This is a genomic window from Microcella sp., assembly GCF_046296455.1.
GTDB lineage: Bacteria > Actinomycetota > Actinomycetes > Actinomycetales > Microbacteriaceae > Microcella.
In genome coordinates this window covers 19929-32268 of sequence record NZ_JBKBLF010000004.1, presented here as the reverse complement: position 1 = coordinate 32268, position 12340 = coordinate 19929, and the positions used below count along the sequence as shown (strand labels likewise).

Sequence of the window (12340 nt, the reverse complement as noted above, 5' to 3'; positions counted from 1 at the left end):
CAGGCTCAGCGCACGTGGCCGGCGTCGACCATGCCGCGCAGGTCTTTCTTGAGGTCTTGCACCTCGTCGCGCAATCGCGCCGCGAGCTCGAACTTGAGCTCCTCGGCCGCGGTCAGCATCTGCGCGGTCAGGTCGGCGATGATCGACTCGAGCTCGGCGGCCCCCTCGGCCCCTCGACCCTCGCGGCGCAGGGCGGGCGTGGCCGCGCGCTTGCCGCCCGCTGCCCCGCCGCGCTGCCGACTGGCGAGAAGCTCGGCCGTATCGGCCCCCTCGCGCACGAGCTGATCAGTGATGTCGGCGATCTTCTTGCGCAGCGGGGTGGGGTCGATGCCGTGCTCGGCGTTGTAGGCGACCTGTCGCTCGCGTCGACGCGTGGTCTCGTCGATCGCCTGCGCCATCGAGGGTGTCACGACGTCGGCGTACATGTGCACCTCGCCCGAGACGTTGCGCGCGGCGCGCCCGATGGTCTGGATGAGCGAGGTCGCCGACCGCAGGAACCCCTCTTTGTCGGCGTCGAGGATGGCGACGAGAGAGACTTCGGGCAGGTCGAGGCCCTCGCGCAGCAGGTTGATGCCGACGAGGACGTCGTAGACGCCCTGCCGCAGCTCGCTCAGCAGCTCGACGCGGCGCAGCGTGTCGACGTCGGAGTGCAGATAGCGCACCCGCACGCCCGCCTCCGTGAGGAACTCGGTGAGCTCCTCCGCCATTTTCTTCGTGAGCGTCGTGACGAGCACGCGCTCGTCGCGCTCGGTGCGCTGGCGGATCTGCTCGAGCAGGTCGTCGATCTGCCCCTTGCTGGGCTTGACGACGATGCCCGGGTCGACGAGACCGGTCGGGCGGATGATCTGCTCGACGACCGAATCGGTGATGCCCAGTTCGTACTTGCCGGGAGTCGCGGAGAGGTAGACCTTCTGGCCGGTGCGATCGAGGAACTCCTCCCATCGCAGCGGCCGGTTGTCGAGCGCACTCGGCAGGCGGAAGCCGTGCTCGACGAGAGTGCGCTTGCGCGAGGCGTCGCCCTCGTACATCGCGCCGATCTGGGGCACGGTCACGTGGCTCTCGTCGATCACCACGAGGAAGTCTTCGGGGAAGTAGTCGAGCAGGCAGTTCGGCGGCTCGCCCGGGGCCCGGCCGTCGATGTGCCGCGAGTAGTTCTCGATGCCGTTGCAGAAGCCGATCTGCTCCATCATCTCGATGTCGAATGTCGTGCGCATGCGCAGCCGCTGCGCCTCGAGCAGCTTGCCCTGGCGCTCGAGCTCCGCCAGCCGCAGCTCGAGCTCGTCCTTGATCGTCACGATCGCGCGCTGCATGGTGTCGGGCGAGGCCGCGTAGTGCGTCGCCGGGAAGACCGAGACGGCGTCGAGCGCCCGCACCACGTCGCCCGTGAGCGGGTGCAGCGCGTAGAGGGCTTCGACCTCGTCGCCGAACATCTCGATGCGGATGGCGAGCTCTTCGTACATCGGGATGATCTCGATGGTGTCGCCCCGCACCCGGAACTTGCCGCGGGAGAAGTCGACGTCGTTGCGCTGGTACTGCATGCCGACGAATTTGCGGATGAGCGCATCGCGCGGGATGCTCTGGCCGACCTGCAAGGCCACCATCGCCTCGAGGTACTCTTCTGCCGCGCCGAGGCCGTAGATGCACGACACGGTCGAGACGACGACGACGTCGCGGCGGCTCAGCAGCGAGTTCGTGGTCGAGTGCCGCAGCCGCTCGACCTCGGCGTTGATCGAGCTGTCTTTCTCGATGAACGTATCGGTCTGCGGAACGTACGCCTCGGGCTGGTAGTAGTCGTAGTACGAGACGAAGTACTCGATCGCGTTGTGCGGCATGAGGTCGCGGAACTCGGTCGCGAGCTGCGCCGCGAGCGTCTTGTTGTGCGCGAGCACCAGGGTCGGGCGCTGCACCTGCTCGATGAGCCAGGCCGTCGTCGCCGACTTACCCGTGCCCGTGGCCCCGAGCAGCACGATGTCGGTCTCGCCGGCGTTGATGCGCGCCGCGAGCTCGGCGATCGCCTGGGGCTGGTCGCCGCTCGGCCGGTAGTCGCTCACGACCTCGAAGGGCCGGACCGAGCGCGTGGGTTCCATGCCCCCAGCCTACGAGAGGGGGTCTGACACTCCGGTGTGCCGGGCGCGCTGCGCGACGAGGCGCTCCCAGAGGGCATCCACCTGCTGGATCGTGTGCGCGAGCGTGCCGCTCGTGTTGATGACGACGTCGGCGACCGCGAGCCGGTCGTCGTCGCTCGCCTGGGCGGCGACGCGATCGAGAGCGGATGCTCGATCCATGCCGCGCAGCGCGACGAGCCGCTCGACGCGCATGTCGGCCGGGGCGTGCACGACGACGACGGCCGCGAACTCCTCGGCCGACCGGGCCTCGACGAGCAAGGGCACGTCGTAGATCACGATCGCGGAGGGGTCGGCGGATGCGATCGCGGCGATGCGCTCGCGGTAGAGGCGGTGAACCTCGGGATGCACGATCGCGTTGAGATCGGAGAGCGCCGCGGGGTCGGAGAACACCAGGGCCCCGAGCGAGGGTCGGTCGAGCGATCCGTCAGCCGCGAGCACGGCCTCGCCGAACCGACGGCGCACGGCGTCGAGTCCGGGCGAGCCGGGCGCGACCGCCTCGCGCGCGAGCAGGTCGGCATCGATGACCGTCGCCCCGAGCTCGGCCAGTCGGGCTGAGACGACCGACTTGCCGGCAGCGATCCCCCCGGTGAGCGCGATCACATCCACGCGCCGACCATACCCCGTCGTCGCCGCGAGGAGCAGGTAGCATGACTCGCACGCGCCCCGATGGAGGTCTCCTGTGCTCGAACTGCTCACCGGTACCGGCCTCGCGGTGGCTGCGGGGCTCAACGCCTACGTGCCGATGCTCGTGCTCGGTCTCGCCGGCCGGTTTCTCGACTTCGTGGAGCTGCCCGCCGCCTGGGCCTGGCTCGAGAACGAGTGGGTGCTGTTGATCCTGGGCGTGCTGCTCGTGATCGAGCTCATCGCGGACAAGATCCCGGCCGTCGACTCGATCAACGACTGGATCCAGTCGATCGTGCGCCCGGCGGCGGGCGGAATCGTGTTCGGCACGGGAACGGCGACGCAGACGGCCGCGGTCACCGACCCCGCGGCGTTCTTCGAGTCGAGCGCCTGGGTGCCCGTGGTGGCGGGGGTCGTGATCGCACTCGTGGTGCACGGCGCCAAGATGTTCGTGCGCCCCGCTGCGAACGCCCTCACGGCGGGAGCCGCCGCTCCCGTGCTGTCGACCGGTGAAGACATCGGCGCGGTGATGCTGAGCCTGTTCGCGATCCTCATCCCGATCCTCGTCGTGGTCGCGATCATCGGGTTGATCGTGCTCGTGTTCTCGATCTTCCGACGCTTGCGCCGCCAGCGCCGCTCGGTCGCGCCCGCGTAGCGCGCATCCCGACGACGAACGGGCCGCCCCCGAGGGGACGGCCCGTTCGAAACCTCGGATCAGCGCGGAAGGCTGATCAGCTGTTGCTCGAGAGCTTCTCGCGCAGAGCGGCGAGCGACTCGTCGTCGGCGAGGGTGCCACCGGCGCTCGCGTCGGAGGAGAAGCTCGACCCGCCGGCGGCCGGCAGCTCGAGGGTCTCTTCGTCGACGAGGGCCGCGGCGACCTGCTTCTTGTGCGACTCCCAACGGGCCTGGGCGGCAGCGTAGTCCTGCTCCCACTTGGCGCGCTGCTCGTCGAAGCCGTCCTTCCACTCGCCCGACTCGGGGTCGAAGCCCTCGGGGTACTTGTAGTTGCCCGCCTCGTCGTACTCGGTCGGCATGCCGTAGACGGCCGGGTCGAACTCGGTGCCCTCGGGGTCGACGCCCTCGTTGGCCTGCTTGAGGCTCAGCGAGATACGGCGGCGCTCGAGGTCGATGTCGATGACCTTGACGAAGACCTCGTCACCGACCGAGACGATCTGCTCGGCGAGCTCGACGTGCTTGGCCGAGAGCTCCGAGATGTGCACGAGGCCCTCGATGCCGTCGGCGACGCGAACGAACGCACCGAAGGGGACGAGCTTCGTGACCTTGCCCGGGGCGACCTGGCCGATCGCGTGGGTGCGGGCGAAGACCTGCCACGGGTCCTCCTGCGTAGCCTTGAGCGAGAGCGACACGCGCTCGCGCTCGAGGTCGACCTCGAGGATCTCGACGGTGACCTCCTGGCCGACCTCGACGACCTCGCTGGCGTGCTCGATGTGCTTCCAGCTGAGTTCGGAGACGTGCACGAGGCCGTCGACGCCGCCGAGGTCGACGAAGGCGCCGAAGTTGACGATCGACGAGACGACGCCCTTGCGAACCTGACCCTTGGCGAGGTTGTTGAGGAAGGTCGACCGGCTCTCGGACTGCGTCTGCTCGAGCAGCGCGCGGCGCGAGAGCACGACGTTGTTGCGGTTCTTGTCGAGCTCGAGGATCTTCGCCTCGATCTCCTGGCCCAGGTAGGGCGTGAGGTCGCGGACGCGGCGCAGCTCGATGAGCGAGGCCGGCAGGAAGCCGCGGAGGCCGATGTCGACGATGAGACCACCCTTGACGACCTCGATGACAGTGCCGGTGACGACGCCGTCGGCGTCTTTGATCTTCTCGACATCGCCCCAGGCACGCTCGTACTGGGCGCGCTTCTTCGAGAGGATCAGTCGGCCTTCTTTGTCTTCCTTCTGGAGGACGAGGGCTTCGACCGTGTCGCCGACAGCGACGACCTCTTCGGGGTTGACATCGTGCTTGATCGACAGCTCGCGCGAGGGGATGACACCCTCGGTCTTGTAGCCGACGTCGAGGAGGACCTCGTCGCGGTCGATCTTGACGACGGTGCCTTCGATGAGGTCTCCGTCGTTGAAGAACTTGAGGGTCAGTTCGACCGCGGCCAGGAAGTCTTCAGCAGAGCCGATGTCGTTGATGGCGATCTGCTTGGGGGCCTGGGTCGTTGCGGGGGTCATGTAGTGGGTGCTCCGATGCGGACAGGAATCAGGCCAGAACGACGCGGTGCAGTGGTGTCGCCCGGGCATGCGGACAGGATTGCCGTCAAATCGACGACTCTCCAGCTTATCCCGCGCGGCCGGGCGGCGGCAACACGACGCAGAGACGGCCTCAGCCCAGCAGAGCGCTGCGGAGCGTGTCGAGTCCGACACCCCCGAGGTCGAGCGCGTTCTTGTGGAACACTTTGTTCGAGAACGCAGCACCCTCTTTGGCCTTGTACGCGTCGCGGATCTGCTCCCAGATTCGCTGGCCGACCTTGTACGAGGGCGCCTGGCCCGGCCAGCCCAGGTAGCGGTTGACCTCGAACGTGACGAAGCCGTCGTTCATGTTGACGTTCTTGCGCAGGAAGGCGAAGGCATCGTCGCTCGTCCAGACCGCCCCCGTCTCGGGGTGGATCTTCCCGAGGTGAACACCGATGTCGAGCACGACGCGCGCCGCGCGCATTCGTTGCCCATCGAGCATGCCCAGCCGATCGGCCGGGTCGTCGAGGTAGCCGAGCTCTTCCATGAGGCGCTCGGCATAGAGCGCCCAGCCCTCCGCGTGCCCGCTCGTGCCGGCCAGCAGGCGGCGCCACGAGTTGAGCTGCGCACGGTTGTAGACCGCCTGGCCGATCTGCAGGTGGTGGCCAGGAACGCCCTCGTGGTACACCGTCGTCGTCTCGCGCCAGGTGTCGAACTCGTCGACGCCCTCGGGGATGCTCCACCACATGCGGCCCGGCCGCGAGAAGTCATCGGTCGGCCCGGTGTAGTAGATCGCTCCCCCGGGTGTCGGGGCGATCATGCACTCGAGCTCTTTCACCGGCTCGGGAATCTCGAAGTGCGTGCGCGAGAGCTCGGCGATCGCTGTATCGCTGAGGTTCTGCATCCAGGCCTTGAGGGCATCGCGGCCGTGCAGCTTGCGCGACGGGTCTTTCTCGAGGTGCGCGATGGCCTCATCGACGCTCGCCCCCGGCAGGATCTCGCCGGCGATGCGCGTCTGCTCGGCGACCATGCGCGCGAGCTCGTCGATGCCCCACTCGTAGGTCTCGTCGAGGTCGATCGTGGCGCCCAGGAAGCGCCGCGACATGAGCCCGTACAGCTCGCGGCCGACGGCGTCGTGCTCGCGCGCGGCCGGGGCGAGCTCCGACTCGAGGAACGTCGCGAAGGTGCCGTACGCCTCGGCGGCCGCGGCGGCGTTGCGCTGGAGATCGCTGCGCAGGGCATCCGGAATCGTGCCGCCCTCGATCGCGGCCTCGGCGGCGAACTCGGGGAAGAAGCCATCGGGCGCGGCGTTGCGCTTCGCCTGCGCGAGCACCTCGACCACCTGCCGCCGAGCGGGCGTGTTGCCGGCCGCGATCCCCTCGCGCAGGGTCTCGGTGTAGCCCGCGAGCGCGCCCGAGACGTTGCCGAGTTTGCGGGCGATGATGCCCCAGTCGTGCTCGGTCGCCGTCGGCATGAGGTCGAAGATCTCGCGGATGCCCTGCGCGGGCGAGGCGAGCACGTTGATGTCGCGCTGATCCCACCCGGCCTCGGCGAGGTCGAGGTCGAGGCTGAGTTCGGCGCTCAGGTCGGTGATCGTCACCCGGTCGGTGTCGTCGACGGGGGTCGCCGCGGCGAGCTGCGCCAGGGCGGCGCGGGCGGCCTCCTCGTAGCGGGCGCGCCCGGCGGGCGAGAAGTCTTGGTACTCGTCGAGGCGGCCCGGCGCGCCGATATACGTCGCGGTGTCGGGGCTCAAGTCGACGAGCGTGGCGACCCACTGCTCGGCGATCGCGTCAACGGGAGTGGGGGTGCGGTCGGCTGCGCTGTCAGACATGCCGACGAGCCTAGTGCGCCGCCTCGTTCCAGTCGCGGCCCACGCCGACCTGCACGTCGAGCGGCACGGCCAGATCGGCCGCGGCGCCCATGCGCGCGCGCACGATCGCCTCGAGGGCCTCGCGCTCGCCCGCTGCGACCTCGAAGACGAGCTCGTCGTGAACCTGCAGCAGCAGGCGCGATCGCAGGGCGTGCTGCTGTATGTCGGCGGCGACATCGACCATGGCGATCTTCATGATGTCGGCGGCCGACCCCTGGATCGGAGCGTTCAGCGCCTGCCGCTCGGCATTCTCGCGCAGCACGCGGTTGGGACTCTTCAGGTCGGGGAACGGGCGTCGACGACCGAAGATCGTCTCGGTGTAGCCGTCCTCCTTCGCCTGCGCGACGACGCTGCGCAGGTAGTCGCGCACCGCTCCGAATCGGGCGAAGTAGTCGCTCATGAGCTGCTTGGCCTCGGCGGTGTCGATGCGCAGCTGCTTGCTCAGGCCGAAGGCGCTCAATCCGTAGGCGAGCCCGTAGCTCATCGCCTTGACCTTCGTGCGCATCTCGCTCGTGACGTCGGCCGGGTCGACGGCGAAGATGCGCGCGCCGACGAAGCGGTGCAGGTCCTCCCCCGAGCGGAAGGCCTCGATGAGGCCCTCGTCACCCGAGAGGTGGGCCATGATGCGCATCTCGATCTGCGAGTAGTCGGCGGTCAGCAGGCTCTCGAAGCCCTCCCCCGCTGTGAAGGCCGCGCGGATGCGGTGCCCGACCTCGGTGCGCACGGGGATGTTCTGCAGGTTCGGATCGGTCGACGAGATGCGCCCCGTCGTCGTTCCCGTCTGGTCGTAGGTGGTGTGGATGCGCCCATCGGGCCCGATCGCGGTCGTGAGGGTCTCGACGATCTGGCGCAGCTTGGTCGCGTCGCGGTGCTGCAGCAGCAGGCCGAGGAAGGGGTGTGGATGCGCCTCTTGCAGATCGGCCAGCGCCGCGGCGTCGGTCGAGTAACCCGTCTTCGTCGCGCGGGTCTTGGGCATGCCGAGCTCGTCGAACAGCACCTCTTGCAGCTGCTTCGGTGAGCCGAGATTGACCTCGCGCCCGATCTCGGCGAACGCCTGCTGCGCGAGCCGCGTCGTCGTCTCACCGAGCTCGGTGTTGAGCGCGTCGAGTGCCGCGCGGTCGACCGTGATGCCCGTGCGCTGCATGAGCGCGAGCACGGGAGCCGTCGGCAGGTCGATCTCGGCGAGCACGGTCTCGCTCGTGCCCGGGAGCGATTCGCGCTGCGCGGCGACGAGCCGGTGCAGGAACCACGCCACCGTCGCGGGGCTAATGCTCTCGGTGTCGGGAACGAGCTGGTTGGGATCGGCTTGCGGCATGGCCTCGCCGAGCACGTCGTGCACGAGGTCGGCGAGGTCGTACGACTTCGCGCCCGGGCGCTCGAGCCACGCGGCGAGGCGGGAATCCCACACGACCCCGTCGAGGGCGATGTCGAGCCCGGCGAGCACGCTCGCGGCCGCTTTGGCATCGGCGAGCAGCTTCGGCGCATCGCCCGACAGCCAGGCCTCGAGCGCGGCGTAGTCGGGGCGGTGCGCGGCCCAGTTGACCTGCACCGTCTCGGTCGCGGTCGCGAGCCCGAAGGCGGTGAGCTCGCCGTGCGGAGCATCCACGATCACCGCGACCTCGGCACCGGCCGTCGAGGCGAGCCACTTCGCGAGCTCTTCGTCGACGAGGGTGCGCACCGTCGGCAGATCGGTGCGCGGTTGCGCCTGCTCGAGCGCGCCCATGTCGGCCCCCTCGGCCTCGGCGATCTTCAGCACGCGCTCGGTGAGCGTTCTGAACTGCAACCGCTCGAACACCTGCTTCACGGCGGCGACATCCATGGGGCGACGATCGAGGTCGGGAGCCCGCACGGGCAGCTTGAGATCGGTGACGAGGCGGTTGAGACGGCGGTTGCGCTCGGCGCGGTCGCGCTGCTCGCGCAGGTTGGCGCCCACAACGCCGCCGATCTCGTCGATGTGCTGCCAGAGCCCGGCGAGCGAGCCGTATTGCGTGATCCACTTGACGGCGGTCTTCTCGCCCACCTTGTCGATACCGGGCAGGTTGTCGCTCGTCTCGCCGACGAGCGCGGCGATCTCGGGGTACTGCTCGGGGTTGATGCCGTAGCGCTCGCGCACGGCGTCGGGGTCGTAGCGTTTGAGCTCGCTGACGCCGCGGGCGTTCGGATAGAGCAGCGTGACGTCGTCGGTCACGAGCTGGATGGTGTCGCGGTCGCCCGAGACCACGAGCACGCGGAAGCCCTCGGCCGCCGCCTGCGTCGCGAGGGTCGCGAGAATGTCGTCCGCCTCGTAATCCTCTTTCGTGATCGTCGGGATGCTCATGGCCGCGAGCGCCTCTTGCAGCAGCGGCACCTGGCCCACGAACTCCGGCGGCGTCTCGCCACGCGTGCCCTTGTACTCGGGGTATTCGCGCGTGCGGAACGAGTAGCGCGAGATGTCGAAGGCGACGCCGACGTGGGTCGGCTTCTCTTTCGCCAGCAGGCTCAGGAACATCGACAGAAACCCGTGGATCGCGTTGGTGTACTGCCCGTCGCGCGTGACGAAGCTGTCGACAGGGAGGGCGTAGAAGGCCCGGAAGGCCAGCGAATGGCCGTCGACGAGCAGAAGGGTAGGCTTTGCGGAGTCCGTCACGGGGCCAGCCTAGCGAGGCACCCCGACCCGCTCCCGGGCGCAGCCCGCCCGGCCTCGCCGAGGATGCCATGACCCTGCTGCCCCCCGACCTCGATCCCGAGCTCGTCGAGCGTCTCGTCGGCACCGGCGGCGGCGCCCTGTGCCAGAAGATGGGCATCGAGTTTCTCGAGCTCTCGGCCGAGCGCTCGGTCGCCACGATGCCCGTCGAGGGCAACACCCAGGTCATCGGCCTGCTGCACGGCGGGGCGCACGTCGTTCTCGGCGAGAGCCTCGGGTCGATCTCGTCGGCCATCCACGCCGGCCCGGGCCGCTACGCGGTCGGCATCGAGATCAATGCGACCCACAGCCGCTCGATCACCGAGGGCATCGTCACGGGAACGTGCACGGCCCTCGTGCTCGGCCGCACACTCGCAACCCACGAGATCGTCATGACCGACGAGGCCGGGCGACGGCTATCGACGGTGCGCATGACGAACATGCTGCGCGACCGCTGACGGCGGTGCGGGATGCGCGGGGCTACTCTGCCGCGTCGCCCGCTTCGGCACCATCGGTCGACGACTTCTTGGCGCCATCCTTCTTCGCGCCGAGCTGATCGATGATCGCCTGGGCGACGGCCTGCATGGTCGTACGGCGGTCCATCGAGGCCTTCTGGATCCATCGGAACGCCTCGGGCTCGGTGAGCCCCATGCGCTCGTTGAGCAGGCCCTTCGCGCGGTCGACGAGCTTGCGGGTCTCGAACCGCTCGACGAGGTCGGCGACCTCGGCCTCGAGGGTCAGGATCTGCTGGTACCGGCTCAGGGCCACCTCGATCGCGGGCAGCAGATCGTTGGGGGTGAAGGGCTTGACCACATAGGCGAGAGCGCCCGCCTCGACCGCCTGCTCGACGAGCTCTTTCTGGCTGAAAGCGGTGAGCAGCACGACGGGGGCGATGTGGTTCTCGCTGAGCCGCTTGGCGGCCTCGATGCCGTCGAGCTGGGGCATGCGGATATCCATGATCACGAGGTCGGGGCGCAGCTCGGTGGCGAGGGCCACGGCCGTCTCGCCGTCGCCGGCCTCGCCGACCACGTCGAAGCCGTTGTCGCGCAGGATCTCGACGATATCCATGCGGATGAGGGATTCGTCCTCCGCGACGACGACGCGGCGGGGGGCGGTGGTCTGATCCTGGTCACTCACCCGAGAGAGCCTACGGTATCGTCGAGGCCCGAGGGTCGGACGACCCGAGCCGGCTTGGCGGAATGGTAGACGCGGCGCACTCAAAATGCGTTGTCCGAGAGGACGTGTGGGTTCGAGCCCCACAGCCGGTACAGAATGCTCATCCCGTGTGCTCGGCGGTGACCCGGTTGCCCTCTGCGCGACGCGATGCGTCGCGCCCCCAGCCGGTACAGCAGAACGAAAGGCCGCACCCCGAGAGGGTGCGGCCTTTCGTGCGTGGAGCGTCAGTCGGCGTGCTCGCCGCTCTCCCAGACGGGTGCGGCTGCATTGATGGCGTCGCCGACGACGTGCACGCGCAGGTCGTTGGTCGAGCCCGAGATTCCGGGAGGCGAGCCCGAGATGACGACGACCTTGTCGCCGACAGCCGCGAGCCCCTCGCGCAGCAGCACCTCGTCGACCTGGCGGTACATCGCGTCGGTGTGCGTCACGCGCTCGACCAGGAACGACTCGATGCCCCACGTGAGCGACATGCGGCGCGCGATGTCTTCTGAGGGCGTGAACGCCTTCATGGGGATGCGGAACCGCAGCCGCGACATGCGGCGGGCCGAGTCGCCCGACTCGGTGAAGACGCACACGAACTTGGCCTCGACGAAGTCCGCCACCTCGGCGGCTGCGAGCGTGATCGCCCCGCCCTGCGTGCGGGGCTTCGTACCGAGCGGCGGGATGCGCTCGAGACCGTGCTCTTCAGTCGACGAGACGATGCGCGCCATCGTCGAGACCGTGATCACAGGGAACTCCCCCACGCTCGTCTCGCCGCTCAGCATGACCGCGTCGGCGCCGTCGAGCACGGCGTTCGCGACATCGGAGGTCTCGGCGCGCGTCGGGATGGGGTTGCTGATCATCGACTCGAGCATCTGCGTCGCGACGATGACGGGCTTGGCCATGCGGCGAGCGAGCTCGACCGCGCGCTTCTGCACGATCGGCACGGCCTCGAGCGGCAGCTCGACCCCGAGGTCGCCGCGCGCGACCATGATGCCGTCGAAGGCCTCGATGATCTCTTCGAGAGCATCCACCGCCTGGGGCTTCTCGATCTTGGCGATGACCGGCACGGTGCGGCCTTCTTCGCGCATGATCGCGTGCACGCGGTTGACGTCGGAGGCGTTGCGCACGAACGAGAGAGCGATGTAGTCGGCGCCGAGCTTGAGGCCCCAGCGCAGGTCGTCTTCGTCTTTCTCAGAGAGCGCCGGCACGTTGACTGCGACGCCGGGCAGGTTGATGCCCTTGTTGTTCGAGACGGGGCCCGCGACGACGACCTCGGTGCGCACGCGCACGCCGTCGGTGTCGAGAACGCGCACCTTGACCTTGCCGTCGTCGATCAGCAGGAAGTCGCCCGGCTTGACGTCGGCGGGCAGGCCCTTGAACGTCGTGCTGCAGATCTCTTTCGTGCCGAGGATGTCGTCGGTGGTGATGGTGAAGACGTCGCCCTCGGCGAGCTCGTGGGGGCCGTTCTCGAACTTGCCGAGACGGATCTTCGGGCCCTGAAGATCGACGAGCACAGCGACAGGGCTGCCCGCGTCGGCTGCGGCCTGGCGCACGTTGCGATAGACCTCTTCGTGCACCTCGTAGGTGCCGTGGCTGAGGTTCATGCGGGCGACGTTGACGCCGGCCTCGATGATGGCACGGATGTTCTCATAGCTTGACGTCGCCGGCCCGAGGGTGGCGACGATCTTTGCGCGTCTCATGGTGTCCTTCAGTGGGGTGG

At 68.7% G+C, this 12340-nt stretch carries 9 protein-coding genes and 1 tRNA gene; 3 read left to right on the top strand and 7 right to left on the bottom strand.

The window, feature by feature from the left end; translation table 11 throughout:
- Positions 1-5: 5 nt before the first annotated feature.
- Positions 6-2087: an excinuclease ABC subunit UvrB gene (gene uvrB, locus ACK4HH_RS03245; RefSeq protein WP_409648235.1), complete on the bottom strand. Its 2082-nt coding sequence runs from the start codon at positions 2085-2087 to the stop codon at positions 6-8.
- A 9-nt stretch (positions 2088-2096) separates the two neighbouring features.
- Positions 2097-2732: a dephospho-CoA kinase gene (coaE, locus tag ACK4HH_RS03240; protein ID WP_409648233.1), complete on the bottom strand. Its 636-nt coding sequence runs from the start codon at positions 2730-2732 to the stop codon at positions 2097-2099.
- 73 nt (positions 2733-2805) lie between these two features.
- On the opposite strand from coaE, the gene ACK4HH_RS03235 reads away from it, so the two are divergent.
- Complete coding sequence (locus tag ACK4HH_RS03235; RefSeq protein WP_409648232.1) at positions 2806-3402, top strand: DUF4126 domain-containing protein; 597 nt, start codon at positions 2806-2808, stop codon at positions 3400-3402.
- 76 nt (positions 3403-3478) lie between these two features.
- On the opposite strand, the gene rpsA is transcribed toward ACK4HH_RS03235, so the two are convergent.
- From rpsA to polA, 3 genes are all read right to left on the bottom strand, one after another.
- Positions 3479-4930, bottom strand: a complete 1452-nt coding sequence (gene rpsA / locus ACK4HH_RS03230) for a 30S ribosomal protein S1 (protein ID WP_255159472.1) — start codon at positions 4928-4930, stop codon at positions 3479-3481.
- A gap of 151 nt (positions 4931-5081) precedes the next feature.
- The gene (locus ACK4HH_RS03225) at positions 5082-6761 is read right to left on the bottom strand and encodes a DUF885 domain-containing protein (RefSeq protein WP_409648231.1); all 1680 of its coding nucleotides are present in this window, start codon (positions 6759-6761) and stop codon (positions 5082-5084) included.
- A 10-nt stretch (positions 6762-6771) separates the two neighbouring features.
- Positions 6772-9426, bottom strand: a complete 2655-nt coding sequence (gene polA, locus ACK4HH_RS03220; RefSeq protein ID WP_409648230.1) for a DNA polymerase I — start codon at positions 9424-9426, stop codon at positions 6772-6774.
- Positions 9427-9494: 68 nt separating this feature from the next.
- Between polA and ACK4HH_RS03215 the strand changes: the two genes are divergently transcribed.
- Positions 9495-9920, top strand: coding sequence for a hotdog fold thioesterase (locus ACK4HH_RS03215; RefSeq protein WP_409648229.1), 426 nt, complete (start codon positions 9495-9497; stop codon positions 9918-9920).
- Between the two features lie 22 nt (positions 9921-9942).
- Here the strand turns inward: ACK4HH_RS03215 and ACK4HH_RS03210 are convergent, their stop codons facing one another.
- Entirely contained in the window at positions 9943-10599 is a 657-nt protein-coding gene (locus ACK4HH_RS03210) for an ANTAR domain-containing response regulator (protein ID WP_409648227.1), read from the bottom strand.
- 48 nt (positions 10600-10647) lie between these two features.
- On the opposite strand from ACK4HH_RS03210, the gene ACK4HH_RS03205 reads away from it, so the two are divergent.
- A tRNA-Leu gene (locus ACK4HH_RS03205) sits at positions 10648-10730 on the top strand.
- A 132-nt stretch (positions 10731-10862) separates the two neighbouring features.
- On the opposite strand, the gene pyk is transcribed toward ACK4HH_RS03205, so the two are convergent.
- Positions 10863-12320, bottom strand: coding sequence for a pyruvate kinase (gene pyk, locus ACK4HH_RS03200; RefSeq protein WP_409648226.1), 1458 nt, complete (start codon positions 12318-12320; stop codon positions 10863-10865).
- Positions 12321-12340 lie beyond the last annotated feature (20 nt).